We start from the raw sequence: 25,156 nt of genomic DNA on the forward strand, positions 1-25,156 counted from the left end.
CCGTGCCCGTCATCGAAACCCGCGGTCTCACGAAGACCTACGAGTCCGGCCCCGAGACCGTGCACGCCCTCGTCGACGTCGACTTCTCGGTGGACGCCGGCGAGTTCGTCTCCATCGTCGGGCCCTCCGGGAGCGGGAAGACCACGCTCCTCAACATGCTCGGCCTGCTCGACCAACCGACCTCGGGCGACCTCTACATCGCCGGCGAGGACGCCACCGCGCTCGACGAGCGCGAACGCACGCGGACCAGAAAGCGCTTCATCGGCTTCGTCTTCCAGCAGTTCTTCCTCATCCCGACGCTCACCGCCCGCGAGAACGTCGAGGTCCCGCGCCTCCTCGAGCGCGACCCCCGAACCGAGGCGCGCGCCGCCGACCTCCTCACCCAGTTCGGCCTCGGCGAACGCCTCGAACACACGCCCGACGAACTCTCCGGCGGGCAGAAACAGCGCGTCGCTATCGCGCGCTCGCTCATCAACGAGCCGCGCCTCGTCCTCGCCGACGAACCCACCGGGAACCTCGACCGCGCGACGAGCATGAAGATACTCGAGGAGTTCCAGCGCATCTGCGGGGAGGGCGTCGCCGTCATCGCCGTCACGCACGACGAACTCGTCGAGGAGTACGTCGACCGGACCGTCGAAATCGTGGACGGTGAACTCACGCGATGAACCCACTCTACGAGCGCTTCCCGTGGCTGTTGATGGCGCGCCGAAACGTCGCGCGCACGCCCGTCCGCTCCGCGCTCGCCGCGCTCGGTATCGTCATCGGCGTCCTCGCCATCGCTTCTTTGGGCGTGTTCGGCACGACGCTCCAGTACTCGGTCACGCAGAACCTCGGCGACATCGGCAACGACGTCACCGTCTCGCCCGCCGCCGACGCCAGCCAGCGGTACCTCACCGACCGGGACGTCCGGGAGGTCGAACGCGCCGTCACCACCGACACCGTCGTCCCCGTCAAACAGGGCCGGGGCACCGTCACCTATGGAAGACAACGGACAATCGTCCCGCTCTACGGCATCGAGCGCCCCGGACAGTTGTTCGACGCACGCGACGGCCGCATCCCCTCACCTCTCCGGAGCGGGGTCCTCGTCGGTGACACGCTCGCCGACCGCCTCGATGTGCACGCCGGCAACTCCCTCACGCTCGACGGGAAGACCTACCGCGTGAAAGCCGTCCTCGAAGCTCAGAGCGGTATCAGCGCCATCAGCCCCGGCGGCGGCCTCGTCGTCCCGCCGGGAGCCGTCGAGCACGACGGCTACGACCAGGTCGTCGTCCGCGCGGAGAGCGCCGCCGCCGCGAACGACTCCGCACAGGCCATCCGCGAGCGTTTGAATGACCGCCAGCAGCGCGTCAGCGTCTTCGAGTACTCGTCGCTCACCGACCAGATATCGAGCGTCTTCGGCGTCATCAACTCCTTCCTCATCGGTATCGGTTCCATCTCGCTGGTCGTCGCCGGCGTCAGCATTCTCAACGTCATGCTGATGAGCGCCGTCGAGCGCCGCCAGGAAATCGGCGTCCTGCGCGCCGTCGGCTACCAGAAACGCGACGTCCTCATCATCATGCTCACGGAAGCCGTCCTGCTCGGCCTCGCCGGCGGTACCGTCGGCGTCCTCCTCAGCATGGCCGCCGGCCTCGTCATCAATCAGGTCGTGCTCGGCGACCCGCTGTTCACGTTCAGCGCGCAGAACCTCGTCTACTTCGGCGCGGCGTTCGCGTTCGCCTTCGTTACCAGCCTCCTCAGCGGCCTCTACCCCGCGTGGAAGGCCGCGAACCGGAACCCCGTCGAGGCGCTCCGGTCGTAGCGTGGCAACTCCGACCGGTCTCGGTCCGCTGCGACCTCACTCGACGGCGCTGAACGGCGTCTTGCGGCGGAAGCGCAGCGTGTAGAGTTTGCGCTCCAGCAGGTCGTAGAAGCTGTTGCCGTTGCGAATCCACTCGAGGTCGTTGGCGTCCACGACGACGATGGCGATGCCCTCGTTGCGGAACGCCATGTCGAGCTCGCCGAGCGCGTACTCGCCGCGCGTCCCGCCGGTGACGCCGCTCTGCGAGAAGAAGACGCCGAGGTTCACGCCGGAAGCCTGGAGTTTGCCCTTGAAGTCACGAATCTGCTTCGCGCCGACGGGCTTCGACCAGTTCTTGCACTCGATGAGGATGTAGCGCGAGTACTCGTCGAAGAGCGTGTAGTCGCGCACGCCCTCGTGGCGCGCGACGACGTCCACCTCCGAGGTCGCGGTGAACATGTTCTGCTCGGTGGTCGCGGTGGCGTCGATGCCGTCGAAGAGCAGGCCCGCGAGGTTCTCGAGGCTCTCGCCCTTCTCCTGCGTGCTGGAGGGGTTTTCGACGGTGTGGAGGACGTCCTCGAACGCGTCGAGGTCGAGGTGGAAGCGCTCGGTGTCGATGACGCGCTCGGTCGCGGGGTCGTGCTCGACGAACGGCTCGTCCGGGAGGGATTCGGGGGGTTCGAGGGCGGACGCGACGTCCGCGACGGCGTCTCCGTCGGGGTCGGTGAGATCGACGTGGTGGCGCTCGCCGTCGATGACGGTGAGTTCGGTGGGGGAGACGAGGACGACGTAGTCGGCGCGCGAGCGCTCCTTGTACTCGGCGAGTTTCTCGGTGGCGGCGCCACGCACGCCCTCGCCCTCGAAATCGGCCTCGACGAGGAGATGTGGGCGCTTGTCGCGGCCGGCAGCGACCATCGCGTCCGGGATGAGGTCGTAGGTGGCGTCCAGCGGCACGCGGAAGTGGAGGTGCGTGTCCCGATAGCCCAGTTCGGCGACGAGCTCGGGGATGACTTCCTCCTCGAACGCCTCGGCGCTCTCGAACGTCCGGTCGGACAGGTCGCTCAGGAACGACCGCAGGGACTCACTCGGCATATTATTTCATACCTTGTCCATTCGTAAATATAGTGGGCCGGACGGCGAGCGCGACGACCGGCATTCGGTATCGCGACATACACTATATAATGGGGTGTGGGTACGCTTTTGGGGGCGGCGTGCGCGCCCACGAACGATGTCGTCGCTCGCCGACGCTCGCGTCGCCTTCCCGGGCCGCTTCCAGCCGCTCCACCGTGGCCACTATCGCGTCATCCGGGCATACAGAGAAATCGCGGGGTCGTTCGTCGTCGCGCTCGGTAGCCCCGGGAAGTCCCGGACCGCGGAGAACCCACTCACCGCCACCGAACGCGAACGGCTCCTCGGGGCCTGCTTCCCCGCCCTCGACGTCGCGCGCGTTCCCGACGAGGACCGCGGGGAAGCCGGCTACCCCGTCTGGGGGCGGCGCCTCGTCGAGCGAACCGACGCGGACGTCGTCCTCTCCGGCAACGACCTCGTCCGGCGCATCGTCCGCGAGCACACCGACGCGCGCCCAGTCGAGCAGGACCTCCACCAGCCCGAGCGCTTCTCCGGCACCGAAGTCCGCCGCCGCATCCGTGCCGACGAGTCGTGGCGCCCGCTCGTCCCCTCGTGCTGTCGGGACGAACTCGCCCGGTATACGGACATCATCGCCCGGACCGGCGAGGCTTAAGGCCTGCTCGCCCAACCCGCAGGTATGTGCGGCCGCTACGCGCTCTTCAGCGACCCCGAGACGCTCGCCGACCGCTTCGACGTGAGCGTCGAGGCCTACACCCCGACGTACAACGCCGCGCCCTCCCAGTCGCTCCCCGTCGTGACGAACGACGACCCCGACACTCTCCAGCCGTTCCAGTGGGGATTCGTGCCGTCGTGGGCTGATGACGCCGACCCCGGCCCCATCAACGCCCGCGCCGAAACCGCCGACGAGAAGCCGATGTTCGCCGACAGCCTCGAGGCGCGGCGCTGTCTCGTCCCCTGCGACGGCTTCTACGAGTGGCGCGAGGAGGACGGCACTAACCAGCCCTACTACTTCGCCCGGCCCGACGGCGAACCGTTCGCGATGGCCGGCGTCTGGGCGCGCTACGAATCCGAAACGCGACAGACGGGCCTCAGTAATTTTGCCGACGACCATGTCGAGCGCGAGGCCGACCCCGTCCACTCCTTCGCGATTCTGACCACCGAGGCGTCCGGCGTCGTCGCCGACTACCACCACCGCGAGTCCGTTATCCTCTCGCGCGCGGAGGAAGACGAGTGGCTCGCCGGTGACCTCGCCCTTGACGAGCACGAGAACGACGTCGAACTCGCCGCGCGACCGGTGTCACGTGCGGTGAACAATCCCGCAAACGACCGCCCTGGCCTCGTCGAACGCGTCTGAGCGGCCCGCTCGACGCCCGTTTCTCCCGATGACGCACGAACCAGTAGCGAGAGCCGTGCCGACGCCGGCCAGTTGTAAATCCTATGCCGCGATATAGAATTCGTATCGTCGCCCCGAAGCCGTTGGGTTCACGTCCCCGTTCGCCCAAGGGCCGCCATGCTCGACAACCGCCGGCAGGCCGCCGTCGTCGGGTTCCTCGCCGCGGCGCTGCTGCTCGCCGGCCTCTTCTGGTACGTCGGCGCCGCCGAGGTGTTCGCGGAGCTCGTCGACGCCGACCTGCGACTCGTCGCGCTCGTCGGCGCGACGGCCATCGCGTGGCTGCTCTCGTGGGCGCTCGTCCTCCGCCTCGTCCTCGGAGCACTCGGCCGGACGCTCCCCGCCCACGAGTCCGTCCTCGTCTACGCCGCCGCGACGTTCGCGAACAACGTTACGCCGTTCGGACAGGCCGGCGGCGAACCCATCACCGCGCTCCTCATCGCGGACGTCGCGGACGTCGAGTACGAACGCGGCCTCGCCACCATCGCGAGCACGGACGCGCTCAACTTCGTGCCGTCCATCCTGCTCGCCGTCGGCGGCGTCGCCTACTACGCGACGCAGGTCGGCCTGCAGGGCCGCCTCGAAACTGTCGCGTCCGGCGTCCTCGCGCTCGCCATCGCCGCGCCCGTCCTCTTCGCCGTCGGGTGGCGCTACCGCTATCGGGTCGAGGCCGCGCTGCTCGAGGCGACGGCGCCCGTCCTCTCGCGCCTCGACCGCACGCTCCCGTGGCTTCCGGTACCGACATCGGAGGGCGTGAAGGCCCGCATCGAGGGGTTCTTCCACGCCATCGAGCGCATCGCCACGAGCCCGAAACGCCTCGCGCTCGCGCTCGCCTGCTCGGCCGCCGGCTGGCTGCTGCAGGCGCTCGGCCTCTGGATCGCCTTCCAGGCGTTCGGCGTCACCGTCCCGCTGTACATCGCGCTCTTCGTGATTCCCATCGGCACCATCGCGAGCGCGTCGCCGACGCCGGGCGGCCTCGGCGCAATCGAAGCCGTCCACGTCCTCCTGCTCACCGTCGCGACCGCGGTGCCGGCCTCGACGGTGACCGCCGTCGTCGCCGTCCACCGGGTCGGCGGTTTCCTCCTAATGACGTCGCTGGGTGGTGGCGCGACGGCCTACCTCTGGACCACCGGACGGCGGACCGGGCCGGCCGCCGACTAGCGGTAGCCGAGCGCTTCGAGTCGGGAGACGACGCCGCCGTCGCTCACCGCCTCGTTCTCGTAGTTCGCGGGTTCGTGACTCCCGGTGTCGCTCGCCTCCGCGATACACCACGGCACCTCGCGGAGTTCGGGTGTCGAGACACCACCAACGTGGCCGTAGAGGTGGCGTTCGCCGAGGGCGTTCCCGTGGTCGGCGGTGACGGCGACGCGCTCGGCGTCGATGTTCTCGACGAGCAGACGCACCTCATCGAGGACGTAGCGGAGGTTCTCAAGGTAGTCCGCCCAGACGTCCTCGGGGTCGCGCCACCCGAAGCGCAGTTCCTCCCAGACGGAGAGCGACTCCTTCCCGAAGCGCTCCAAGGCGATGCCGTCCCCGTCGCCGGCGGGGACGCAGGGGAAGTGCGGTTGCATGTAGTGGACGACGAGGCGCTCGACGTCCCGCTCGCGACTCGCGGCGATAGCGCGGTCCGTGATGGGGCGCGCCGGCACCGTGCCAAGGTCGTCGTCCCAGCCGTACTCCCAGACTTCGTCGACGAACGCGAACGACTCGTGCTCGACGTACTCGTCGGAGTAGGGGTTGCCGGTGACGTAGCCGACGTCGGCGAGCGTCTCCGCGGGGAGCGGCCCGAACGTCTCGGTGAGCCATTCGCTCGACGTCGCGCCGGCCGACTGGACGCTCCCCTCGTGAGTGAGCCAGTCGTAGTCGTCTACGACGGCCGCCATCAGGTCGGCACGGCAGGCGTCGAGGACGACGAGGGCGTCCCAGTCGCGCGCGAAGACGTCGTCGGTGTCCGTCCGTTTCCCGTAGGTGTAGTAGGTCCGCGAGAGAAGCTCGAGGGCGACGGCCGGACCGCCGTGTCGGAGCGCTCGAACGCCCTCTCGGACGAGGCCGCGACTCATACACCCCGGTTACCGGACGGTCGTGAAAAGGCCGCCGAAGCGCGTCCAACATTCTCGATTCGTGTCCGCGCGCCGATGAAACGTGGCCGCCGCTCGGCGGGTCGCGTCAGTACGAACGCTCGTCGGCCGCCATCCGGCGGCCGAGAGCGGTTCAGAGGCACAGCCGGTGCGTGCGCACCAGCACCTCTGTAGTGGTCGGGGACCCGTATTAACCCATCCACTGCGGAGGTAGCCATCTATCGATAATCCCTAATAAGTCTATCTGTTATTTATATACTTGCGGTCGCCGCCGCCGGGCGATCCTCCCGGGTAAGCGAGAGTTTATACATCGCGCAGACGCCACGAGGTGGTATGGTCGGCGATCCCGAGTGGTTCGCGCGATTGCTCGTCCAGCGCGTACCCTACCTCCGCTCGCTCGCCACCGAGAGCGCCACGAAGGCCGAGCTCGCCGACGAACTCGACGTCTCGCGCTCCACCGTCGACCGAGCCGTCCGCGATCTCGAATCCGCGAACGCCGTCGAGCGCCGCGAGGGAGGCGTCGCGCTCACGCTCGTCGGCCGTCTCGCCCTCACCGCCTACGACGACTTCTACGCCGACCTCCTCGCGCTCACGGACTGTGCCGCCCTCACCGACCTCGACGTCGAGGCCCCGATAACGATCGACACTCTCCGGGGCGCGGACGTCGTCGACGCGCCCTCGAACGCCCCTCATCGGCCGGTCTCGACGCTCGTCGACTTCATCGAGGACGCCGTCCACGTCTCGCTCTACTCCTCGATGGTCCTCCCAACCGTCCTCGACACGCTCGTCCAGCGCATCGATGAGGGTCTCACCGTCGATGCCTACCTCGACGGCGACGCGCTCGACGCGCTGCTCTCCGACTACGCCGCGATCCTCCCGGACGTCCTCGAAACAGGGCGCATCAGGCTCGCCGAGACGACGGCCGACTACTGCTTCGACTTCGCGCTCATCGACCGCCTGGGCGGCGAACAGGTCGCCGTCGTCGCCTGCGGTGGGTCCGGTATCGACTCACTCCTCGTCAACGACACCGCCGACGCCCTCGAGTGGGCGCGTACCCGGCTCGACGCCGTCGCCGCCGACGCCACGCCGCTCAACTGACGCTACCGTGACGCCAGCGTCCGGCCGTCGTAGTCGCGCTCGACGCGGTACTCGACGTCGGTGAGCCGTGTCCCCGCCCAGACGCCGAGGACGACGTCTGCGTCGGCGTCGAGACCGTCGGCCGGGACGTGGCGCGACCCACCGGGGCGGAGGACGGGCAGGAGCTCGTCGTAGACCCGGTCGCCGTCGACCGCCACCGCGACGCGGGCATCGATTGCCGGGCCGACTCCGACGTTGCTGACGACGAGGCCGTCGCCGGTCGCCTCAAGGACGACTTCGGGGGCGGCCTCTGCGCGTCGCGTCCGGCGCTGCTCGACGTTCCCCCAGACGAGCGCCAGCGCGTACCAGACCGTCGCGAGGACGACGTAGAGCCCGAAGAGGAGGCGCGTTCGACTCGCCGGGAGGACGCCGACGAGGTAGGCGACGAACGTCAGGCCGACAAGCAACCCGAAGCCGACGATGCTCGCGTAGAGGACGAACGCCCGGCCGGCGACGCGCCGAATCCGGTCGCGGTAGCCCGTGAGCCCGACTTCGGACTCACCGCTGGAGGACCAATCGAAGGGGAGCGACGACATCGTCCGCGTCTACCGGGTCCGCACAGGTAACGGCCGTGGTCGACGGCGACGCGATAGCTCACTTGCCGAGGCCGCCGCAACGACCATAGGCGTCCCGCCCGCGAACTCACCCGTGCTCTCCGTCTCCGGCCTCCGCAAGACCTACGGCGACGTCGAGGCCGTTCGCGACATCAGTTTCGAGGTGGCCGACGGCGAGGTGTTCGGTCTCGTCGGCCCGAACGGCGCCGGGAAGACGTCGACGCTGAAGACGCTCGCCGGCCTCCTCGAACCGACCGCGGGCGACGTCGTCGTGAACGGCTACGACTCCACCGACCCCGAGATGCGCCACACCCTCGGCTTCCTCCCCGAGGAGTCCCCGCTCTACGAGGACATGACGCCGCGCTCCTACCTCCGGTTCTTCGCGGACCTCTACGACGTCCCGCGCGAGGTGGCCGACGAGCGCATCGAGACGACGCTCGACCGCCTCGACCTCGCCGTTCGGGACCGGCCCGTCGGGGACTTCTCGAAGGGGATGAAGCGGAAGGTCGCCATCGCGCGCTCGCTCGTTAACGACCCCGACGTCCTGATTTACGACGAACCCGCCTCCGGCCTCGACCCGACGACGACGACCGTCGTCGTGGAGTTCACGCGCGAACTCGCCGACGAGGGCAAGACCGTCGTCTTCAGCGCCCACGACCTCCATCACGTCGAGTCCGTCTGCGACCGCGTCGCCATCGTTTCGGAGGGGGAAATCGCCGCACAGGGGACGCTCGCCGACATCCGCGAGGAACACGGCCGCGTCGAGTACCGCGTGTTCACCGACGTCCCGCTGGACGGGAGCGAGGAGGTCGAACCCGGCCGCCATCGCGTCACCGTCGAGTCGATGGCCGGCGTGGACGACGTCCGCGACCGTGCCCGCGAGGCCGGTGGCAACGTCGTCGACATCCGGACGCGTGAGTCGACGCTCGAGGACGTCTTCCTCGCCGTCACCGGGGGGCGACCGTGACCCCGAAGCGGACGCTCCGCATCGCGCGCTGGGAGGTGGCGCGCGGTGCGGGCGCGCTCGACCGCCGGACCGCCGCCCTGCTCGGCGTCGTCCTCCTGCTCTGTGCCGGCCTCGCGCCCGTCCTCGTCGCGAACCCACCCGCACCCGGCGAGGGCGTCTACCGGGTCGCCGTCTCCGAGTCGAACCCCTACTACGCGCCCGTCGCCGCCGACGGCCAGCTCCGGGCCGTCGCGCCGGACGCGAACGCCGTCGCCGGCGGCCGCGCCGAAGTCGCAATCACGGGCACCTCGTTCCGGGTCGCGGACACCGAGAAGGGGCGCGCGGCGCTCGCAGACCTCCGGAGCGCCGTCGCCGCCTACAACGACCGCCTGATGGCGCTCGAGGCGGACGAGGCCGCCGCGTTCCCCGTCACCGTCGAGTTGACCTACGTCGAGCGCGGGACGACGCCCGTCGGTGGCGGCACCGAACCGACGACGACGCGAGCGCCCACAACGACAGAAACGACTGCGAGCAGAACGACGAGCGGCGGGACGACCGCTGACGGCGGCACTGCGACACCCACGGACACGACCGACGCACCCGTGACGACTATCGCCGACGGTGGCGACGGTGCCGGCGGCGCGCGCCCGAACACACCCGGTAGTCTCTCCCCGCCCTTCCCCCTCCAGTCGCTGTTGCTCGCGTTCGCGTTCCTCCTCCCGCTGAACGTCGTCATCCAGTCCTACGGCTCCAGCGTCATCGACGAACGCATCGGTCGGCGCGGCGAGCCGCTCCTCGTCTCGCCCGCCACCCGGGGCGACATCGTCGCCGGGAAGGCCCTCCCCTACTTCCTCGGGGCGGCCGCTGTCACCGCGGTCATCGCGCTCGCCGTCGGCGCCGGCCTCCCCGCCGTCCTCGCCGTGCTCCCGCTCGCCGGTCTCTTCCTCGGCGTCACCTTCCTCGGCGCGCTCTTCGCGCGCTCCTACAAGGAACTCACCTTCGTCACCGTCGCCGTCAGCGTCGGCCTCACCGCCTACGCCTTCGTCCCCGCAGTCTTCACCGAAGTCCACCCTATCGCCGCTATCTCGCCGCTCTCCGTCGTCGTCCGGGACATCCGTGGCGACCCCATCCAGACGAGTAGCTTCCTCCTCTCGACGGTCCCCGTCGGCACCGCCGCGCTCGTCTCCTACGCCCTCGGCACCGGCGTCTACCGCGAGGAGGACCTCTTCACGCAGAAGCGCCTCCCTGCGAAGGCGATCGACGCCCTCGCCGCGCCGCTCACCTCCGTGTGGCGCGTCGGCCTCTGGAGCGCGCTCCTCATCCCGTTCGTCCTCGTCGCCGAACTGTTCAGCGTCGCCGCGCTCTTCGTCGTCCCCGGCGCGCTCGCGATACCCGTCCTGCTCGTCCTCATCGCACTCGTGGAGGAGGTCGCGAAGAGCCTCCCCGCCTACGCGGGCTTCGTGAACGCGCGCTTCCCCCGGACCGACCGGGCCGCGCTCGCCATCGGCGTCGCCGCCGGCGTCGGGTTCTTCTGCGGGGAGAAACTCCTCCTGCTCACCCGCCTCGTCGGCCTCCCAAACCTCGCCGTCGGGCAGGCCGCCTTCGGCGGCGCGGAGCTCGGCGTCGGGTCCCTCGGTCTCCTCCTCGCACCGCTCGCCCTACACGTCAGCACCGCCGTCGTCGCCGCGCTCGGCGCGCGACGCTCGCGGGCGTGGTACGCCGTCGGGCTCACTGGGGCGATACTGCTCCACGTCGCCTACGACTACACGGTGGTGAGCGTCCTTGGATAGTCGCCTCGTCGTCGCGCGCCGCGAGCTCGCGTCGCTGCGCCGCGAGAAGACCATCGTCCTCGCGCTCGCCATCCAGCTGTTCGTCGCGGCGTTCAGCTCGTTCCTCGTCGTCGGCCTCGTTAGCTTGTATGCGCCCGGCGCGACGGCCGGTGCGTACGTCGTCACCGTCGGCGTCGCCGGGAACGCCAGCGGCGACATCGCGCCCGCCGTCAGTGCGAGCGGCGCCCGGACCGCCATCGAGTACGAGAACCCCGACCTCGCCCGCAACGCGTTCCAGCGCGGCGAGGTGGACGCCGTCGTCGTCGCCGACCGACTGTCCTCCGGGCGTACCACCGTCGAGGCGGTCGCACCCGAGGGCTCCTTCGAGACGACGCTCGTCGTCACCCAGTTGAAGGACGCGCTCTCCGACTACGAGCGCCAGCAGAGAGCGGCGTTGTCCGAGCGCCTCACGCGCCAGCCGCTCGACCTCCCGCCCGAACGCGGCGGCAACCCCTACTTCGGGTTCACCTACACCGTGCTCGTGCCCGTGCTCGCGTTCCTCCCGGCGTTCATCAGCGGGTCCATCGCCGCCGACAGCGTCGCCGAGGAACTCGACCGCGGAACCTTCGAGTTGCTCCGCGCCGCGCCGCTCTCGGTGGCGAATATCGTCGACGGGAAGGCGCTCGCGTTCGTCGCCATCGCACCCGCGCAGGCCGCCTGCTGGTTCGCGTTCCTCGCGCTGAACGGCACGCCGCTCGCGCACCCGCTCGCGACGCTCGGCCTCGTCGGTGCCGTCGCCACCGTCCTCGTCGGGGCTGGCATTGCCACCGCGATTCTCGCGCCGAAACGCCGAGAAGCCCAACTGCTCTACTCGTTCGGCGCGCTCGCGGCGTTCGGCGTCGCGAGCCTCCTCCCCGAGAGTCCGCAGAACGTCGTCGCGAAACTCGCCATCGGCTCGCCCACGACGGTGACGTGGCTCTCCGTCGCCGGCGCGCTCGCCCTCGGCGCCGCAGGCTACGCCGCCGCGCGTCTCGCGGCAGACCGTGCGGGCGGCGCGTAGGCTTTTCCCGGAGCCGCGTGTGCCCTCGCGCATGGAGTACACGACGCTCGGGAACACGGGCATGTCCGTGAGCGAAATCTGCCTCGGCTGCATGAGCTTCGGGTCGAGCGACTGGCGGCCGTGGGTCCTCGACGAGGAGGAGTCGCGGGAAATCATCGAGCGGGCCATCGACCTCGGGATCAACTTCTTCGACACCGCGAACGTCTACTCGATGGGCGAGTCCGAGCGCGTGCTCGGGAACGTGCTCGACGAGTACGACCGGGACGAGCAGGTCGTCGCGACGAAGGTGTTCGGCGAGATGGGCGAGGACCCGAACAGGCAGGGCCTCTCCCGGAAGGCCATCGAGCAGGAGTTGGAGAACTCCCTCGACAGGTTGGGGATGGACACCGTCGACCTCTACCAGATTCACCGCTGGGACGACGAGACGCCCATCGAGGAGACGCTGGAGACCCTCGACGACGCGGTCCGGCGCGGGAAGACCCGCTACGTCGGCGCGTCCTCGATGTGGGCCCACCAGTTCGCCGACGCCCTCGCGACGAGCGACCACCGCAACCTGGAGCGCTTCGTCTCCATGCAGAACCACTACAACCTCGTCTACCGGGAGGAGGAGCGCGAGATGCTCCCGCTCTGCGAGAAGGAGGACGTCGGCGTGATGCCGTGGAGCCCGCTTGCGCGCGGCTACCTCACGCGCCCCCACGAGGACGTCGACGCCACGGAACGCGGCGAAAGCGAGGAGCGCCTGTACGACCACCCCTACCGGGAGGGTGGCGGCGCGGAAATCAACGAGCGCGTGCAGGAGCTCGCCGCCGAGCGCGGCGTGAAGATGGCCCAAATCGCGCTCGCGTGGCTCCTCCACAAGGACTGGGTCGACACCCCCATCGTCGGGACGACGAGCGTCGAACACCTCGAGGACGCCGTCGAAGCCACCGAAATCTCGCTCTCGGCGAGCGACATCTCGTACCTCGAAGAGCCCTACGAGCCGGTCCGGGTGTCCGGGCACGAGTAACCGCGGTTCCGACGGAACCGCGACCGGACGAGCGGGAGGGAGCGAAGCGACCGACACGCGAGCAACGTCGCGCTCCGCGCGACGGCAACACGAGCGCCGAACGCTAGCGAAGCGCGAGTAACCGCGGTTCCGACAAGCTCGCGAGAAAGCGAGCGCAAACGACCACCGGGAGTGAGACGCGAGTAGCCGGAGTTCCGAGCGACGCGAAGAATTCCGAGAACAGGAGCGCTACGCCCGCGGCCCGGCGGTGAGGTAGACGGCGGCGACGGCGAACGCGATCCCGAGGCCTTTGCGGACGGTGACTTCGTCGCCGAGCCAGAGGACGCTGACGAGCGAGCTCGTGACGAGGAACATCCCGAAGACGGGCACGACGACACTCACCGGGCCCTTCGAGAGCGCCTGGTAGTAGGCGAGGATGCCGACGGTGAGGCAGACGCCGGCGGCGAGGACGTACACCATCCGTGGGTGCGTGGCGTACTCGGCGACGGAGAGGTCCGAGTAGAGGACGACGCCGATGGAGCCGACGACGAGGACGGTGTTCGCGACGAGCGCGGCGACCGTCGAGGGGATGCCGCCGGGAGACGTGGCGACCTTCATCAGCGGTGCGACGAACGTGTAGCCGGCGAGGGCGACGAACGCCCACTGCACGTAGTTCATAGCGATGGGTGGGCCGTCACGGGGAAACCCGTGTCGAAGGCGGCGTCCGAACGACCCATGGCGCTCGCGCCCCACCGCCGAGGTATGGCGAACGGCACGTACACGCTCCTGCTCTCGCTCCCGGCGGACGCGACGGTGACGTTCGGCGCGGCGGGTGAGCGCGCACTCGAGGCCGGCTGGTACGCCTACACGGGGTCGGCGTTCGGGCCGGGCGGCCTCTCGCGCGTGGAGCGGCACGCGCGAGTCGCACGCGGCGAGCACGACGTCCGGCACTGGCACGTCGACTACCTCACCGGCCACCCGCTCACCGACCTCGACGCCGTCTACGTCACGGAGGGCGCGGACCGCGAGTGTGCGGTCGCGCGGGCGCTCGACGACGCGGGCGCGACCGTCCCGGGACTCGGCGCGTCCGACTGCGACTGCGAGAGCCACCTCGCCTACGCGCCGGAGCGCGAGACGCTTGCGGCGGTGGCGCGCGAAGAACACGAGACGCGCCGCTGAGTAATTGGGGATTCCGAGAGCGAGTCCGACCAGTCAGTCGAGGGCGACCCAGTCGGTCGGCGCGTCGGTGATGCCGCGCACGCGGGCTTCGCGGCCCTCCTCGGCGAGGCGAATCTCGATCATGCCGTCGAAGAGCTGGCTGATGGTGTTGACCTCCTGCTGGTCGTGGCTGTCCGGGTCGATGGCGAAGAGGCCGAGCCAGTCGCGGGACTGAATCTGGCTCGTGAAGACGTGGAGGAACCGGAAGAGGCGCTGGAGGTCGACGTACATGAGGAGCGGGGAGAGGGAGTCGAAGCCGACGCGGAGGCGCTCGATATCGGCGGCTTCGGCGTCGCGGGCGATTTCGGAGAACTCGATACCGATACCGGTGAGATCGCCGGGCGACGATACCTCGTGGACGCGCGCGCCGTCGACGCTCGCGCCGCTCCGAGAGCTGACGCAGTCGATGACGCGGAAGTAGCCGAGGTCCTCGTCACCGTCGAGCGCGTCACGGTAGGCGTCAGTGACGTCCTCGGCGGGGTTGCGGGAGGTGACGACGACGGAGCCCTCGCTCTCGCGGGCACCGCGAGCGAGGAGCTGCAGCAGGAGCTTGCGTTTCCCCGACATCGCCGGACCGCTGACGAGGAGGTTCGTTCCCGGCTCGACCTCCGTCAGCAGTTCCGGCGGGAGGACACCGTCGATCTTGTATGGCATTGCTGAATGAACCGACATCTCCTCTCGATGCTGTCCTTGGTTCGTCTATGCCCAGCCAACTTAAGTATGTGCGGGATGGCCGTGAATTCACCCCGAACGGATGGCGTCGCTCGCCCACGGCGTCGAGCTGTCGGCGTCGACGTCCGTGGGTTCCGTCTCATTCCCGACGAGTTCGTTGAACGCGGCGACCGCCTCGTCGTCGCCGGCGACGACGAGGGTGTCGTCCTCGCGGAACTCGAAGTCGGGGTCGAGGTCGGAGAGGACTTCGCCGTCGCGCTCGACGGCGATGACAGTACAGCCGGTACGACTCCGGACGTCGGCGCCTGCGAGGGTGTGGCCGGCGAGTTCGGGGGCGGCGGTACGGACGATGGTGACGCCGGTGTCGAGGCTCATGACGTTCTCGCCGAGGATTGTGTCGGCGAGCATCCGGCCGCTGACGGTGGCGAGTGCGAGGACGTAGTCGGCGCCGGCCGCGTAGAGCTTGGAGGCGGAGCCGACTTCGTCGACGCGCGCGACGATGTCGAGTTCCTCGACCTCCTCGCGGGCGACGAGCGTGCTGAAGACGGTACTGGTGTCGTCACCGAGCGCGAGGACGAGCGCGGTGGCGTCCGCGACGCCGGCCTCGGAGAGGACGCCGGGGTCGGAGATGTCGCCGACGACGTCGACGCCCTGTTTGTCCTCGACGTCGACGACGGTGTTCTCGACGCCCTCGCTGTCGAGGACGCTCCGGACGGTGGAGCCGACTTCGCCGTGGCCGGCGACGACGACAGGCCCGCGGGTGTGGACGCGGTGTTCGGCGAGCGTGAGTTCCTTGAGGTCCTTGAGCGCCTCCGTGGGGCCGGCGACGAGGAGGATCGTGTTCCGGTCGATGACGCGGCCGGGGTCGGGGCCGCCGACGAACGCGCCCTCGAACCACGCGCCGATGACGTTGACGCCGGTGCGTTCGCGGATGGCGCTCTCGGCGAGTGTGACGCCGTCGAGGTCGGAGCCGGACTGGATGGGCATTTCGGCGACGACGAAGTCCTCGCCGATGTCGACGGTCTCACCGAGGTCGGTGCTGACCGCGGAGGTTACCTTGTCGGCGAGGCTGTGGCCGAGGATGTCGTTCGGGCTGAGGACTTCGTCGGCGCCCGCGTACTCGAGGTAGGTGGCGACGTCGCGGTCCTCGGCGAAACTGACGATGCGGACGCCCTCGTGGACGCCGCGCGCGGAGAGCGCCATCATCGCGTTGCGCTCGTCAGTGTCGTCGAGGACGACGCTGCGCGCGACGGAGACGTTCGCGGCTTCGAAGCCGTCGGTCGTCTCGGGGTCGCCGACGACGACGTTCCGGCCGTCGGTGTACAACTCGCGCGCGGTTTCCCGGTCCTCGAGGAGGACGACGTAGGGGACGCCGGCGGCGGCGAGTTCGTCGATGAGCGTCTCGCCGCGCGCGGAGAACCCGGCGACGACGACGTGGTCCTCCTCATCGACGCTCGTCGGTGGGTTGACTTCGAGGCGGCGTTCGACCCACGGTGCGGCGAAGAGCGGCAGGGTGAGGACGAGGAGGACGACGCCGGTGAGCTGCATCAGTATGACGAGCACGTGCATGGGCGCCGTCGTCCACGGGGCGTCCTCACCGTAGCCCGTCGAGGTGAACGACTGCACCGTCACTTCGAGCGCGTGGATGAAGGTGACGGGGCGACCTTCGAGGTGCGCCATCCCCCACTGGTAGACGAGCGCGTAGGCGACGGCGACGACTGCGAGCAGCACGAAGTAGCCGGCGGCACGGCGCTGCTGCGTGTTCATCTACCAGTCCGTCCGGCCGGGTCCGGTATAACCCCGGCGGAGCGTCAGTGTGAGTCGGCGGGCGCGTCAGGCGTTCGCGCTGTAGCCGGCGGCTTCGACGGCGGAGACGAGCGCGTCCGTGTCGGTGTCGCCCTCGACGGTGGCGGTTTCGGTGTCGAGGTCGACGTCCGCGTTCTCGACGCCCTCAACGTCCTCGAGGACGCTGGTGACGACGCGGGTACAGCCAGCACAGGTCATTCCGTCGATGTCGAGGGTCTTCGACATACACCACCGTAGCGCCCACAGAGACTTAATTTGCTTGGCCAATCAAGAAAATATTGTACCGTGCCCATCAATAATTAAGGGCGTGAGCGGTGACGGTTCGAGTATGCGCGACCTCGACGACATCGACCGGGAGATCCTCCGGTTGCTCGCGGAGGACGCTCGCCGGCCGTACAGCGAAATCGCGGAGGCCGTCGACCGCTCCCCGCCGACCGTCTCCGACCGCATCGACCGCCTCGAAGAACTCGGCGTCGTCCGGCGCTTCACCGTCGACGTCGACTGGGAACGCCTCGCCACCGGGACGGCGGTCCTCCTCGACCTCTCGTTGCGTCCCGGGAGTGTCGAGTCCGTTCGCGACGCGCTCGCCGACGCCGACGGTGTCCAGTACGTCTACACTACCGCCGACGCACGCATCGTCGTCCACGCCCGCGTCCCCGACGGCGACCCGCGTGCCTTCCTCTCGGAGCACGTCGACTTCGACGACATCCGGCAGTATGACGTCTCGCTCCTCTCCGACACCCGCTGGACGCCCGGCGTCGGCGACGCCTCCCTTTCCCTAGAGTGCGCGCAGTGTGGCAACACGGTTACCGCCGAGGGCGAGGTGGCGACCGTCGACGGGACGCGCTACCACTTCTGCTGCCCGTCGTGTCGCGAACGCTTCGTCGCACAGGCCGAAGGCGGGAGCGTCGGCACGGACTGACACCCACAACGCCCTAAGGCCCGCAACCCGAAGAGGGCGACATGGTGACGACACGACTTCGCGTCAGCGGAATGGGTTGTGAGGGCTGTGCCGACATCGTCTCGAACGCGCTCTCAGAAGCGGCCGGCGCCAGCGACGTCGAGGTCGACTACGAGGAGGGCGTCGCTGTCGTCGAGGGTGACACCGACACCGACACACTCCTCGGGAAAATCGAGCGCGCCGGCTACGAGGGAGAGATCGTCGAACGCGAACCGGTCATCGACGAGGAGGAAACGGAAGCGACCGACGAGGAGTAATCCGTTACTCGCGGTGCCGTAGAATGTTAGATTATTTTACTTTAGGGGAGCAATTTATTAGGCGCATACGTATATACCACGCCCGGGATGAACGAAATAACGGGCTTTCAACGAGACATCCTCTACGTCGTCGCCGGCCTCGGCGACCCGAAGGGGATGCGTGTCCAAGACGAACTCGAGGAGTACTACGGGTCCTCCGTGCTCCACGCCCGCGTCTACCAGAACCTCGACGACCTCCACGAAGCAGGCCTGATCGAGAAGGGAGAGCGCGACTCGCGGACGAACTACTACCGGCTCACCCCAGTGGGTCGCGAACGCATCGAGAACCGCCGCGAGTGGGAGCAGGAGTACGTCGACGACCTCGTCGCCGAACCCGACGGCTGAACGCGGTTACCTCCACGTAACCCCCTCACGCCGCCGTTACCGAGGTACTATAGTGCTGGCGTCCCTTCCGTATAGTACGATGAACGAAGAGACGGTCCAGGACCTCCCGCCGAGTGCGAAGCTCGTCCTCAAGGTACTCGAGTACAACGGTGGCCTGACCCAGAAGGAGATTGTCGAGAAGTCCCGCCTCTCCCAGCGGACCGTCCGCGACGCCCTCGAGCGTCTTCAGGAGAACGACATCGTCCAGAAGGACATCTACATCCCGGACGCTCGGCAGAACCTCTACCAGCTCGACGTCGAGACGGAGAGTGAGGCGGAGGACGCCGAGGCGGAGCAGAGCGCGGCGCTCCTCGACTGAGTCGAGACGTATTTTCCGGTTTTTCGCGGCGCGTAGCCGCGCGTCCAGCGGTGCAGCCGGGTTACGTCGTCGGGGCGCCGTCCTCGGCCGGTTCGAGGTGCTCGTCGCCCCACTCGGCGAGCGCCATCACGACCGTCTCGAGCGACTCGCCGGTCTCGGTCAGCGAGTAGTTGACGCGGACGGGTTTCTCCTCGATGACGGTGCGGTCGAGCAGGCCCTTCTCCTCGAGGTCATCGAGGCTCTCGGAAAGCACCTTGCTCGAGATGCCGTCGACTTGGTCTTGGAGTTCGTTGAACCCGGACGGGCCGTTGATGAGGAGACGGTGGATGATGACGGGGTGCCACTTCTTCCCGATGAGCGAGGCCGTCGCGGTGATGGGGCACCACTCGCTCCCCGGGCATCGCGTCTGGAGGCGGTCGGATTCGGACACACACCTATTGGCGCGTGCACTGCCAAAAAGGATTACGTCTAGAAAGGAGGTTACGTCACGGTACCCCGGTAACGCGACGCCACTACGCTTTTATTTCCGAAGTGGATAACGAGAAATATGACTGTGGACCGTCGGACGCTCCTCCGACGCGGTGGGACGGCCGTTCTCGGCGCCGTCGGCCTCGCGGGCTGTTTCGAGACGGATTCGCCCGACGCCGACCCCGTCGCGGAGGAGCCCGACTACGGCGGGTGGTTCGCCCGGAGCGAGGGGTACAGTCGAACCCTCGACTACACCGGGCAGGGGCAGGTGAACGTCGAGGTCGGCGTCCCCGGCAACGGTGGCGAGTTCGCGTTCGCTCCGCCCGCTATTGCTGTCTCCCCGCACACCACGGTCGTCTGGCAGTGGACCGGCGAGGGCGGCCAGCACGACGTCGTAGCGGCCGACGACTCCTTCCGCAGCCCCTACCACAGCGAGGCGGGTGCGACGTACAGCCACACCTTCGACGACACCGGCGTTCACCGCTACTTCTGTGCTGCTCACCGCTCCGAGGGGATGCGCGGCGCCGTCGTCGTCACCGACGAGTGAGCGGGGGGCGCGGCCACCCGGGGAAGCACACGACTCTTATCCGCGAATCCCCTCTGTCCGCCTATGGAGAACGTGACCGACCGGACGAGCAACCCGTTCGGCATGCAGCCCGAGGGCGACGCGCACGTCTACGGGTACGGCGACGCGAACGCCGACTTCCACGTCGTCGGCGACCATCCCGGCGCGCACGGCGGCATCGACACCGGCGTCCCCTTCACGGGCACCGAGGCCGGCGTCCGCCTCCAGCACGCCCTCGCCGCCGTCGACCTCATCACGGACCCCGGCGACGACCCCGTCGTCGACAACCTGTTCCTCTCCTACCGGCACATGCGCGTCCTCGAGGAGGACCGCGAGCCGACGCCCACGGAGTACGCGGACTTCGAGATGTTCTTCGACGCCGAGCTGCGCGCCATCACCGCCCACGTCCTGCTCCCGGTCGGCCGTGAGGCCACCGAGCACGTCCTCGAACAGTACACCGCGCGCCTCGGGAAGGTGGACACGGACGACATGGCCGCGCTCCACGGCGAGGAGATATCCGGGAACGGCTTTCTCGTCGTCCCCGTCCGCGACCCGCACGACTGGGACGACGGCGACGGCCGGGCGCTCGCGGAGTCGCTCGCCGACCTCATGGCGCGCGATTACCGCCGCGAGTCCGACCTCGGCCGCTTCCTCACGGGTCCCGACCCCTACCGTGTCCGATAGGCCGAATCGGCCGGCGGACTTAAACACATGAATATTCATGCAGAGGGGATTTCCCGTGGCGAGGGCTACCTCTAGACGCCTGTTCGACAGGCACCGTGCCTCTGATAGGGGGCGGACGCCCCACCGCTCCCACCCGCTACTGCCGGCCGGCCGACCGTGCCCCCATCGGCCGGCCTGACGCCCGCACCGACCGGTCGGTTTTTTGTACCGCCACACCGCACTCCTCGGTCGTGAATCGTGGGTACGTCGCGCTCGCCGTCACCGTCGTCTGTGTCATCGCCGGCGGCGTCGTCTTGAACGCCGGTGGCCGCCTCGTGACGACGATGTTCTACGGCTACGCCGCCGGCGAACTGCTCGGCCGCGCGCTCATCGCGACGGCCGTCGTGGCCGGCTTCTACGGCGCGTACGCGCTCATCCGACGCTTCCTCATTCGACGGACCCCGGACAAGGTCGAGCGCCACAAGGCCGTCTCCGTCCTCCAGTTGCTCTTCGTCGTCCTCGGGACGCTCGCCGTCCTCGGCGTCGTCACCGACCGCTGGGTGCCCGCGCTCGTCTCGCTCGGCGTCGTCGGCTTCGCCATCACTTTCGCGCTCCAACAGCCCCTGCTCTCGCTGTTCGGCTGGCTCTACATCATGGTCAAGGAGCCCTACCAGGTCGGCGACCGGGTCGCCATCGAGGGCTCGAAGGGCGACATCATCGACGTCGACTTCCTCGTCACGACGCTCTGGGAGGTGAACGGCGAGCTCGTCTCCTCGAACCAGCCCTCCGGGCGCCACGTCACCGTCCCGAACAGTGTGGTGCTCTCGACGCAGATTACGAACTTCTCGCGCGCGGAGTTCCCCTACGTCTGGAACGAGGTCGAAGTGCAGGTGGCCTACGAGACGGACCTCGACTTCGCGAGCGCGCAGATGCGCGCGGCCGCCGAAGAGTTCCTCGGCGAGGAGATGGAGGAGGCCATCGCACACTACCGCGAACTCCTCGAGGAGACCCCGGTCGAACTCGAGGTGAACGAGCGCCCGAGCGTGAACGTCGAACCCGAGAACACGTTCGTGACGCTCCGCCTGCGCTATCTCGTCCCGCCCAAGCGCGGGCAGAAGACGAAGAACGAACTCTATCAGCGCATCATCGCGCGCTTCAACGAGCACCCGGACCGCGTCGCGTTCCCGATGGGACGCAGCCGATAGGCCTAGAGCTAACTCCCTGCACTCGCACGCCTCTCGTATGGCTGACGTACTCACGGACGATGTCGCGGCGCTCATCGACGCCGCGAACCCCGCCCCGGAAGAGACACTGACGGAGATGGCCGACCACGCAACGCAACGTGGCTTCCCCTACGTCGGACCGGCGGTCGGACAGTTCCTCCGCACGCTTGCGGCGGCGAACGGCGCCGAGCGCGTCTTCGAGTTCGGCTCCGGGTTCGGCTACTCGGCGGCGTGGTGGGCGGGCGTCCTGCCCGCTGAGGGCGACGTCGTCCTCACGGACTTCGACGAGTCGAACCTCGCGGACGCTCGGGAGTTCTTGGAGGGGAGCTACCCGCCGACGTTCCACTACGAGGTCGGCGACGCCTTCGACAGCTACGAGCGTCACGAGGGGCCGTGGGACGCCGTGCTCGTCGACCACGACAAGGGCCGCTACCCGGAGGCGTTCGAAGCGGTGCGCGACGACCTGCGGCCGGGCGCGGTGGTCGTCGCGGACAATGTGATGGAGGGGCCGGTGACGCCGGATGAGGTGCGCGCGGCGCTCGAGGGTGAGGAGCCGGCCTCCGAGGCCGCGGCGGGCGTCGCGGACTACCTCGAACTGGTGCGCGACGACCCAGACTTCGAGACGGCACTCGTGCCGCTGGGCGAGGGCGTCGCTGTCAGCACGTATCGACCCGAATAAAGAAGCGTCGCAGGGGTGGAGGACTGGTTAGTGCTGGCGGGCGGCGACGAGGGCCGCACCGGCGAGCGCGACGAGGGCGAGGCCGGCACCGAAGCCGGGCGAGCCGCCGGATGTCGTCTCAGTCGTGGTCGTCGTGGACCCGCTGGACGTCGTCGTGGACTGCTGCGTCGTGGTCGTCTCGGTCGTCGATGTCGTGGTGGTCGTCACGTCCTTCTTCGTGATGCTCAGGGTCGCGGACGCCTCACCGCCGCTGGACTGTGGGTTGATGTCGGTGGAGACGTTGTAGTCGCCGACCGAGCCCGGGTTCGTCGCGTTCCCGAAGGAGACGACGACCTGGTCGCTCTCGTTCAGGCTGTAGGAGCCACCGAGGTTGAGGGTGAGCGTTCCGCCGTTGTTGCTGGCGGAGACGCCGTCGAGGTCGTCGGAGACGGAGACGTCGACGGTCTTGCCGGCGTCGTCGTTCCCACGGTCGATACCGATGGTCTCAACGTCCGCCATCGTGACGTTACTCACGTCGGCGCTGCCGTCCGGGTAGGTGATCTTGTAGCCGGTCCAGGAGGCGCTCGCGACGTTGCTACCGACCGTCTGGGTGACGGTGTGCGTCGCGGAGCGGTCCGGCGTGCTCGGGTTCGCTTCGATGGTCGCGGTCCCCGCAGCAGCGGCGAGGCCGGACGTCCCGGCGATGACCGTCAATGCGAGGAGTGCAGCGAGGATGCTGCGGGAGAACTTTCCGTTCATGCGTCGTTTGCGACCGACGGCCGGGTAAAGTAAATGGCTTTGGGCCACTGAGAAAACATGTTAACTCCTCTCAATCACGAAATCACGGGTCTGACGGCGTGTCTCGCGACCGGCCTCGACGTCGTGTCAGTGTTCTGCGACAGGCTCGCCGCCGCGCCACTCCGCCGCGAGCGAGAGGGCATCCTCCTCCGATTCGACGGTTCGATGTCGGTACGCTGACCCCTCAGGAGCCTGCCGGAGTCGGTCGTACGTCACCGCCCAGTCGCTCGTTGCCGTCTCGCGGACCCAGACGACGGCGTTCCCGTCCTCGCGCTCCCAGCGTCGGCCGTTCTCGACCGACTGATCGTGCCACTCCATACCACAGTATACGTGCTCGGTGCGTTTATGGCCGTCGTCAGGGCTCGAACGCCACCGGGTGCTCGAGGGCGACGTCGAAGTCGAACGCCGCCGCCGACTCGCGCTCGACGTCGCCCGCCGTCAGACACTCGAAACCGTCCTCGGTGACGAGCCACGTGTCCTCCGTCTTCGTTCCCTGCACCGTCGGGTTCCACGCATACGCCATCGGCAGGTGGACGGCCCGCTCCATCCCGGGCGTCGCGATCCACTCGCGGCCCGCGAACCCGGCCGCGCCGCCCTGATGGTGCTTGCGCCACTCGCCGTCGTAGCCCGCCGCTGCGTAGGCGTCCTGCACGTGCGCGAAGACGTCGCCCGCCGTCCCGCTCGCCCGGCCGACGGCCTGAGTGGCCGCGAGCGCCGTCGACGCGACGCGCGCCGCCGCCTTTTGGCGCTCGTCGTACCAGTCGGGTGCGTCGAAGCGCACCGCGCGCGTCAGACTCGCCCAGAGGCCGTCGCGTTCCGCCGTCACCGAGAGCAAGCCATATCCACCGAGCTCGACGTCTTGCGGCGTGTAATGGCGGTACTTCGGGGCGCGCTCCTCGCTCCCGACGAGCACCACCGGCGAGCGGATATCGCGCTCCGCGAGTTCGCTCGTGAGTGCCGCCGCCGCCTCCGACTCCGTCGTCCGCGGGCCGACGTCGTGACAGACCGCCTCGACGGCCGCCGCGGCGTCCGCGCCCAGTTCGCGGTACGCCTCGACGTCCGCGTCAGTGAGCGGTTGGCGGAGTTCGGTCGCGTCCACCGCCTCGAAGCCGGGGACGTCGAAGTCCGCCGCGGCCGGCGTGGGGCTGCGCTCCGCGAGCGCCTCGGCGAGGCCGTCCGCGTACCACGGGAACGACTCGACGACGGCGTCGCTCGGGAGCTCCTCGTCAGCGAGGCGCTCGGCCTCAATGTCGTCCGTGACGACGCGCAACTGCTCGCCGTCGTAGCCTGCCGCCGCGACGCCGACGTCGCCCGCGTAGTCCACGACGTTGTCGCCGCCGGTCAGCCACGCGAACCCGTTCGGCCGGGCGAACCAGACGGCTTCGAGGTCGGTGCTGTCGAGGTAGGCGTCGAGGCGCTCGCGTCGTCGCATGGCGTGGAGTGTCACGCCGACGCTCTTGAATGGTGCGCTTGCGCAGTCACTCCGAGAAGACGGCCGCCCCACACGCCTCGCACGCGAGCACGCGACTCGGGCCGTCCGGGCCGTAGCCGCCACAACACCCCTCAGTCTCCCACGCGAGCGCCCCGTCGCAGGCGGGACAGCGTTCCAGGAATCGGCGGAGCGCGCTCGCGGCGGGAAGGGCAACATCGGGCGAGACACCGCGTGCGTCGAGGGCGGCGACAGCGGCGACGTCCGCGACCGCGACGGCGGGAGCGAGCCACGTTTCGTCGGGCTCGCCTGCCCTGAGGACGACCCACTCCGCGTCGTCCTCGTCCGTCCGGCGCTCGACGGTCGTGTCGGGGCGGGTCTCCGCGACGGCCGCGACAACGTCGCGGTCGCGGACCGCCCGCATCCGCTCGCGCCAGTCCGCACGGAAGGTCTCGTCGAGCGCAAGGTCGTCGTCGCTCCCACCGATGACGCCCGCATCGACGAGCGCGTCGAAGACGGCGTCGCCGTTCGGGGCGACCCCACTAGACCCACTCGCGTCGGCGTCGGTCGTCGCTCCATCCCTCCCGGACGAGACGACGGCTCGTTCAGAATGACCGAACGATACCGGGAGGTGGCGGGCGATTCGCGGCGCGAAGCGTGGGGTCCCCGGAACGACGTACCCTCGGTAGGCGATGGCGAAACTTCCGAGGACGGCGACGAGAAGCGCCAGCGGCACCGAAACGAGAACGAGTGCGAGCGCGGCGACGGCGACGATACCGGCGTTGAGGGCCGTACAGGGCCAACAGCGGTTCTCGCCGACGAATTCCTCGCGGACGAGGCGGTCGCGGAGCGTCATGGCGTCACGTTCGCTACGCGGCGCTTTCAGGGTTACGTCGGTCTCCACGAGTGTC

Annotated in this window: 31 protein-coding genes; 19 read left to right on the forward strand and 12 right to left on the reverse strand. The window is 68.9% G+C overall.

Annotated elements, in window-relative coordinates:
* Positions 1 to 2 precede the first annotated feature (2 nt).
* Both ACQUS8_RS04335 and ACQUS8_RS04340 read left to right on the forward strand, forming a co-directional pair.
* Positions 3 to 665, forward strand: coding sequence for an ABC transporter ATP-binding protein (locus tag ACQUS8_RS04335; protein ID WP_435097439.1), 663 nt, complete (start codon positions 3 to 5; stop codon positions 663 to 665).
* A complete protein-coding gene (locus ACQUS8_RS04340; protein ID WP_435097442.1) occupies positions 662 to 1,798 on the forward strand; it encodes an ABC transporter permease in 1,137 nt (378 codons plus the stop codon). The genes ACQUS8_RS04335 and ACQUS8_RS04340 overlap by 4 nt, the downstream gene beginning before the upstream one ends.
* A 36-nt stretch (positions 1,799 to 1,834) precedes the next feature.
* Here ACQUS8_RS04340 and ACQUS8_RS04345 read toward each other — a convergent pair whose 3' ends face one another.
* Positions 1,835 to 2,869 (reverse strand): restriction endonuclease, encoded by a 1,035-nt coding sequence (locus tag ACQUS8_RS04345; RefSeq protein ID WP_435097445.1) that lies wholly within the window; start codon positions 2,867 to 2,869, stop codon positions 1,835 to 1,837.
* A gap of 136 nt (positions 2,870 to 3,005) precedes the next feature.
* Between ACQUS8_RS04345 and ACQUS8_RS04350 the strand changes: the two genes are divergently transcribed.
* From ACQUS8_RS04350 to ACQUS8_RS04360, 3 genes are all read left to right on the forward strand, one after another.
* The gene (locus ACQUS8_RS04350; protein ID WP_435097448.1) at positions 3,006 to 3,518 is read left to right on the forward strand and encodes an adenylyltransferase/cytidyltransferase family protein; all 513 of its coding nucleotides are present in this window, start codon (positions 3,006 to 3,008) and stop codon (positions 3,516 to 3,518) included.
* 24 nt (positions 3,519 to 3,542) lie between these two features.
* The gene (locus ACQUS8_RS04355) at positions 3,543 to 4,220 is read left to right on the forward strand and encodes an SOS response-associated peptidase (RefSeq protein ID WP_435097451.1); all 678 of its coding nucleotides are present in this window, start codon (positions 3,543 to 3,545) and stop codon (positions 4,218 to 4,220) included.
* Between the two features lie 156 nt (positions 4,221 to 4,376).
* A complete protein-coding gene (locus ACQUS8_RS04360; RefSeq protein WP_435097454.1) occupies positions 4,377 to 5,417 on the forward strand; it encodes a lysylphosphatidylglycerol synthase transmembrane domain-containing protein in 1,041 nt (346 codons plus the stop codon).
* Here the strand turns inward: ACQUS8_RS04360 and ACQUS8_RS04365 are convergent.
* Positions 5,414 to 6,316: a hypothetical protein gene (locus ACQUS8_RS04365; RefSeq protein ID WP_435097457.1), complete on the reverse strand. Its 903-nt coding sequence runs from the start codon at positions 6,314 to 6,316 to the stop codon at positions 5,414 to 5,416. The two genes, ACQUS8_RS04360 and ACQUS8_RS04365, sit on opposite strands and share 4 nt — an antisense overlap.
* 351 nt (positions 6,317 to 6,667) lie before the next feature.
* Here ACQUS8_RS04365 and ACQUS8_RS04370 point away from each other — a divergent pair, with 351 nt between their 5' ends.
* The gene (locus ACQUS8_RS04370; RefSeq protein ID WP_435097460.1) at positions 6,668 to 7,432 is read left to right on the forward strand and encodes a helix-turn-helix transcriptional regulator; all 765 of its coding nucleotides are present in this window, start codon (positions 6,668 to 6,670) and stop codon (positions 7,430 to 7,432) included.
* Positions 7,433 to 7,434: 2 nt separating this feature from the next.
* On the opposite strand, the gene ACQUS8_RS04375 is transcribed toward ACQUS8_RS04370, so the two are convergent.
* The gene (locus ACQUS8_RS04375; protein ID WP_435097463.1) at positions 7,435 to 8,007 is read right to left on the reverse strand and encodes a hypothetical protein; all 573 of its coding nucleotides are present in this window, start codon (positions 8,005 to 8,007) and stop codon (positions 7,435 to 7,437) included.
* Positions 8,008 to 8,119: 112 nt separating this feature from the next.
* Between ACQUS8_RS04375 and ACQUS8_RS04380 the strand changes: the two genes are divergently transcribed.
* Genes ACQUS8_RS04380 through ACQUS8_RS04395 form a run of 4 tightly spaced genes read left to right on the forward strand, consistent with a single transcriptional unit; the run spans position 8,120 to position 12,806 of the window.
* Positions 8,120 to 8,992, forward strand: coding sequence for an ATP-binding cassette domain-containing protein (locus ACQUS8_RS04380; RefSeq protein ID WP_435097466.1), 873 nt, complete (start codon positions 8,120 to 8,122; stop codon positions 8,990 to 8,992).
* Positions 8,989 to 10,761: a PrsW family intramembrane metalloprotease gene (locus ACQUS8_RS04385; protein ID WP_435097469.1), complete on the forward strand. Its 1,773-nt coding sequence runs from the start codon at positions 8,989 to 8,991 to the stop codon at positions 10,759 to 10,761. Before ACQUS8_RS04380 ends, ACQUS8_RS04385 begins: the two co-directional genes overlap by 4 nt.
* Positions 10,754 to 11,800, forward strand: a complete 1,047-nt coding sequence (locus ACQUS8_RS04390; protein WP_435097472.1) for an ABC transporter permease — start codon at positions 10,754 to 10,756, stop codon at positions 11,798 to 11,800. Before ACQUS8_RS04385 ends, ACQUS8_RS04390 begins: the two co-directional genes overlap by 8 nt.
* 31 nt (positions 11,801 to 11,831) lie before the next feature.
* The gene (locus ACQUS8_RS04395; RefSeq protein WP_435097475.1) at positions 11,832 to 12,806 is read left to right on the forward strand and encodes an aldo/keto reductase; all 975 of its coding nucleotides are present in this window, start codon (positions 11,832 to 11,834) and stop codon (positions 12,804 to 12,806) included.
* A 228-nt stretch (positions 12,807 to 13,034) separates the two neighbouring features.
* On the opposite strand, the gene ACQUS8_RS04400 is transcribed toward ACQUS8_RS04395, so the two are convergent.
* Positions 13,035 to 13,463 (reverse strand): EamA family transporter, encoded by a 429-nt coding sequence (locus ACQUS8_RS04400; protein WP_435097478.1) that lies wholly within the window; start codon positions 13,461 to 13,463, stop codon positions 13,035 to 13,037.
* 84 nt (positions 13,464 to 13,547) lie between these two features.
* Between ACQUS8_RS04400 and ACQUS8_RS04405 the strand changes: the two genes are divergently transcribed.
* Positions 13,548 to 13,964, forward strand: coding sequence for a GIY-YIG nuclease family protein (locus tag ACQUS8_RS04405; protein WP_435097481.1), 417 nt, complete (start codon positions 13,548 to 13,550; stop codon positions 13,962 to 13,964).
* A gap of 33 nt (positions 13,965 to 13,997) precedes the next feature.
* Here the strand turns inward: ACQUS8_RS04405 and ACQUS8_RS04410 are convergent, their stop codons facing one another.
* The 3 genes from ACQUS8_RS04410 to ACQUS8_RS04420 form a co-directional block, all read right to left on the reverse strand.
* Positions 13,998 to 14,657 (reverse strand): RAD55 family ATPase, encoded by a 660-nt coding sequence (locus tag ACQUS8_RS04410; protein ID WP_435097484.1) that lies wholly within the window; start codon positions 14,655 to 14,657, stop codon positions 13,998 to 14,000.
* Positions 14,658 to 14,744: 87 nt separating this feature from the next.
* Entirely contained in the window at positions 14,745 to 16,442 is a 1,698-nt protein-coding gene (locus tag ACQUS8_RS04415) for a potassium channel family protein (protein ID WP_435097487.1), read from the reverse strand.
* A 66-nt stretch (positions 16,443 to 16,508) separates the two neighbouring features.
* Positions 16,509 to 16,706, reverse strand: a complete 198-nt coding sequence (locus ACQUS8_RS04420; RefSeq protein WP_435097490.1) for a heavy-metal-associated domain-containing protein — start codon at positions 16,704 to 16,706, stop codon at positions 16,509 to 16,511.
* Between the two features lie 103 nt (positions 16,707 to 16,809).
* Between ACQUS8_RS04420 and ACQUS8_RS04425 the strand changes: the two genes are divergently transcribed.
* The 4 genes from ACQUS8_RS04425 to ACQUS8_RS04440 all read left to right on the forward strand — a co-directional run bounded on the left by ACQUS8_RS04425 (position 16,810) and on the right by ACQUS8_RS04440 (position 18,441).
* Entirely contained in the window at positions 16,810 to 17,403 is a 594-nt protein-coding gene (locus tag ACQUS8_RS04425) for an AsnC family transcriptional regulator (protein ID WP_435097493.1), read from the forward strand.
* Positions 17,404 to 17,444: 41 nt separating this feature from the next.
* Positions 17,445 to 17,699 (forward strand): heavy-metal-associated domain-containing protein, encoded by a 255-nt coding sequence (locus ACQUS8_RS04430; protein WP_435097496.1) that lies wholly within the window; start codon positions 17,445 to 17,447, stop codon positions 17,697 to 17,699.
* 87 nt (positions 17,700 to 17,786) lie between these two features.
* A complete protein-coding gene (locus ACQUS8_RS04435) occupies positions 17,787 to 18,083 on the forward strand; it encodes a PadR family transcriptional regulator (RefSeq protein WP_435097499.1) in 297 nt (98 codons plus the stop codon).
* Positions 18,084 to 18,162: 79 nt separating this feature from the next.
* Positions 18,163 to 18,441, forward strand: coding sequence for a MarR family transcriptional regulator (locus ACQUS8_RS04440; RefSeq protein ID WP_435097502.1), 279 nt, complete (start codon positions 18,163 to 18,165; stop codon positions 18,439 to 18,441).
* Positions 18,442 to 18,502: 61 nt separating this feature from the next.
* Here the strand turns inward: ACQUS8_RS04440 and ACQUS8_RS04445 are convergent, their stop codons facing one another.
* Positions 18,503 to 18,871: a winged helix-turn-helix transcriptional regulator gene (locus ACQUS8_RS04445; RefSeq protein WP_435097505.1), complete on the reverse strand. Its 369-nt coding sequence runs from the start codon at positions 18,869 to 18,871 to the stop codon at positions 18,503 to 18,505.
* 117 nt (positions 18,872 to 18,988) lie between these two features.
* Here ACQUS8_RS04445 and ACQUS8_RS04450 point away from each other — a divergent pair, with 117 nt between their 5' ends.
* The 4 genes from ACQUS8_RS04450 (at position 18,989) to ACQUS8_RS04465 (ending at position 22,039) form a co-directional block, all read left to right on the forward strand.
* Complete coding sequence (locus ACQUS8_RS04450; RefSeq protein ID WP_435097508.1) at positions 18,989 to 19,456, forward strand: halocyanin domain-containing protein; 468 nt, start codon at positions 18,989 to 18,991, stop codon at positions 19,454 to 19,456.
* A gap of 63 nt (positions 19,457 to 19,519) precedes the next feature.
* Positions 19,520 to 20,158, forward strand: a complete 639-nt coding sequence (locus ACQUS8_RS04455) for a uracil-DNA glycosylase family protein (RefSeq protein WP_435097511.1) — start codon at positions 19,520 to 19,522, stop codon at positions 20,156 to 20,158.
* 230 nt (positions 20,159 to 20,388) lie between these two features.
* Positions 20,389 to 21,342: a mechanosensitive ion channel family protein gene (locus tag ACQUS8_RS04460; protein ID WP_435097514.1), complete on the forward strand. Its 954-nt coding sequence runs from the start codon at positions 20,389 to 20,391 to the stop codon at positions 21,340 to 21,342.
* A gap of 37 nt (positions 21,343 to 21,379) precedes the next feature.
* A complete protein-coding gene (locus tag ACQUS8_RS04465; RefSeq protein ID WP_435097516.1) occupies positions 21,380 to 22,039 on the forward strand; it encodes an O-methyltransferase in 660 nt (219 codons plus the stop codon).
* Positions 22,040 to 22,066: 27 nt separating this feature from the next.
* On the opposite strand, the gene ACQUS8_RS04470 is transcribed toward ACQUS8_RS04465, so the two are convergent.
* The 4 genes from ACQUS8_RS04470 to ACQUS8_RS04485 form a co-directional block, all read right to left on the reverse strand.
* Positions 22,067 to 22,777 carry a PGF-CTERM sorting domain-containing protein gene (locus tag ACQUS8_RS04470; protein ID WP_435097519.1) on the reverse strand — a complete coding sequence of 237 codons (711 nt, stop codon included), beginning with the start codon at positions 22,775 to 22,777 and terminating at the stop codon, positions 22,067 to 22,069.
* A 126-nt stretch (positions 22,778 to 22,903) separates the two neighbouring features.
* A complete protein-coding gene (locus tag ACQUS8_RS04475; protein ID WP_435097521.1) occupies positions 22,904 to 23,134 on the reverse strand; it encodes a DUF7543 family protein in 231 nt (76 codons plus the stop codon).
* A gap of 37 nt (positions 23,135 to 23,171) precedes the next feature.
* Positions 23,172 to 24,248 carry a M24 family metallopeptidase gene (locus tag ACQUS8_RS04480; RefSeq protein WP_435097523.1) on the reverse strand — a complete coding sequence of 359 codons (1,077 nt, stop codon included), beginning with the start codon at positions 24,246 to 24,248 and terminating at the stop codon, positions 23,172 to 23,174.
* A 46-nt stretch (positions 24,249 to 24,294) separates the two neighbouring features.
* A complete protein-coding gene (locus ACQUS8_RS04485) occupies positions 24,295 to 25,101 on the reverse strand; it encodes a hypothetical protein (protein ID WP_435097525.1) in 807 nt (268 codons plus the stop codon).
* Between the last annotated feature and the right edge of the window lie 55 nt (positions 25,102 to 25,156).

The organism is Halarchaeum sp. P4 (assembly GCF_051195175.1).
Taxonomy (GTDB): domain Archaea; phylum Halobacteriota; class Halobacteria; order Halobacteriales; family Halobacteriaceae; genus Halarchaeum.

Excerpts from the sequence above, each read along its gene's own strand:
- ACQUS8_RS04340 (WP_435097442.1), top strand. The coding sequence starts at position 662 with ATGAACCCACTCTACGAGCGCTTCCCGTGGCTGTTGATGGCGCGCCGA.
- ACQUS8_RS04345 (WP_435097445.1), bottom strand. The coding sequence starts at position 2,869 with ATGCCGAGTGAGTCCCTGCGGTCGTTCCTGAGCGACCTGTCCGACCGG.
- ACQUS8_RS04350 (WP_435097448.1), top strand. The coding sequence starts at position 3,006 with ATGTCGTCGCTCGCCGACGCTCGCGTCGCCTTCCCGGGCCGCTTCCAG.
- ACQUS8_RS04355 (WP_435097451.1), top strand. The coding sequence starts at position 3,543 with ATGTGCGGCCGCTACGCGCTCTTCAGCGACCCCGAGACGCTCGCCGAC.
- ACQUS8_RS04360 (WP_435097454.1), top strand. The coding sequence starts at position 4,377 with ATGCTCGACAACCGCCGGCAGGCCGCCGTCGTCGGGTTCCTCGCCGCG.
- ACQUS8_RS04365 (WP_435097457.1), bottom strand. The coding sequence starts at position 6,316 with ATGAGTCGCGGCCTCGTCCGAGAGGGCGTTCGAGCGCTCCGACACGGC.
- ACQUS8_RS04370 (WP_435097460.1), top strand. The coding sequence starts at position 6,668 with ATGGTCGGCGATCCCGAGTGGTTCGCGCGATTGCTCGTCCAGCGCGTA.
- ACQUS8_RS04375 (WP_435097463.1), bottom strand. The coding sequence starts at position 8,007 with ATGTCGTCGCTCCCCTTCGATTGGTCCTCCAGCGGTGAGTCCGAAGTC.
- ACQUS8_RS04395 (WP_435097475.1), top strand. The coding sequence starts at position 11,832 with ATGGAGTACACGACGCTCGGGAACACGGGCATGTCCGTGAGCGAAATC.
- ACQUS8_RS04400 (WP_435097478.1), bottom strand. The coding sequence starts at position 13,463 with ATGAACTACGTGCAGTGGGCGTTCGTCGCCCTCGCCGGCTACACGTTC.
- ACQUS8_RS04405 (WP_435097481.1), top strand. The coding sequence starts at position 13,548 with ATGGCGAACGGCACGTACACGCTCCTGCTCTCGCTCCCGGCGGACGCG.
- ACQUS8_RS04410 (WP_435097484.1), bottom strand. The coding sequence starts at position 14,657 with ATGCCATACAAGATCGACGGTGTCCTCCCGCCGGAACTGCTGACGGAG.
- ACQUS8_RS04415 (WP_435097487.1), bottom strand. The coding sequence starts at position 16,442 with ATGAACACGCAGCAGCGCCGTGCCGCCGGCTACTTCGTGCTGCTCGCA.
- ACQUS8_RS04420 (WP_435097490.1), bottom strand. The coding sequence starts at position 16,706 with ATGTCGAAGACCCTCGACATCGACGGAATGACCTGTGCTGGCTGTACC.
- ACQUS8_RS04425 (WP_435097493.1), top strand. The coding sequence starts at position 16,810 with ATGCGCGACCTCGACGACATCGACCGGGAGATCCTCCGGTTGCTCGCG.
- ACQUS8_RS04430 (WP_435097496.1), top strand. The coding sequence starts at position 17,445 with ATGGTGACGACACGACTTCGCGTCAGCGGAATGGGTTGTGAGGGCTGT.
- ACQUS8_RS04435 (WP_435097499.1), top strand. The coding sequence starts at position 17,787 with ATGAACGAAATAACGGGCTTTCAACGAGACATCCTCTACGTCGTCGCC.
- ACQUS8_RS04440 (WP_435097502.1), top strand. The coding sequence starts at position 18,163 with ATGAACGAAGAGACGGTCCAGGACCTCCCGCCGAGTGCGAAGCTCGTC.
- ACQUS8_RS04450 (WP_435097508.1), top strand. The coding sequence starts at position 18,989 with ATGACTGTGGACCGTCGGACGCTCCTCCGACGCGGTGGGACGGCCGTT.
- ACQUS8_RS04455 (WP_435097511.1), top strand. The coding sequence starts at position 19,520 with ATGGAGAACGTGACCGACCGGACGAGCAACCCGTTCGGCATGCAGCCC.
- ACQUS8_RS04465 (WP_435097516.1), top strand. The coding sequence starts at position 21,380 with ATGGCTGACGTACTCACGGACGATGTCGCGGCGCTCATCGACGCCGCG.
- ACQUS8_RS04470 (WP_435097519.1), bottom strand. The coding sequence starts at position 22,777 with ATGAACGGAAAGTTCTCCCGCAGCATCCTCGCTGCACTCCTCGCATTG.
- ACQUS8_RS04475 (WP_435097521.1), bottom strand. The coding sequence starts at position 23,134 with ATGGAGTGGCACGATCAGTCGGTCGAGAACGGCCGACGCTGGGAGCGC.
- ACQUS8_RS04480 (WP_435097523.1), bottom strand. The coding sequence starts at position 24,248 with ATGCGACGACGCGAGCGCCTCGACGCCTACCTCGACAGCACCGACCTC.
- ACQUS8_RS04485 (WP_435097525.1), bottom strand. The coding sequence starts at position 25,101 with ATGACGCTCCGCGACCGCCTCGTCCGCGAGGAATTCGTCGGCGAGAAC.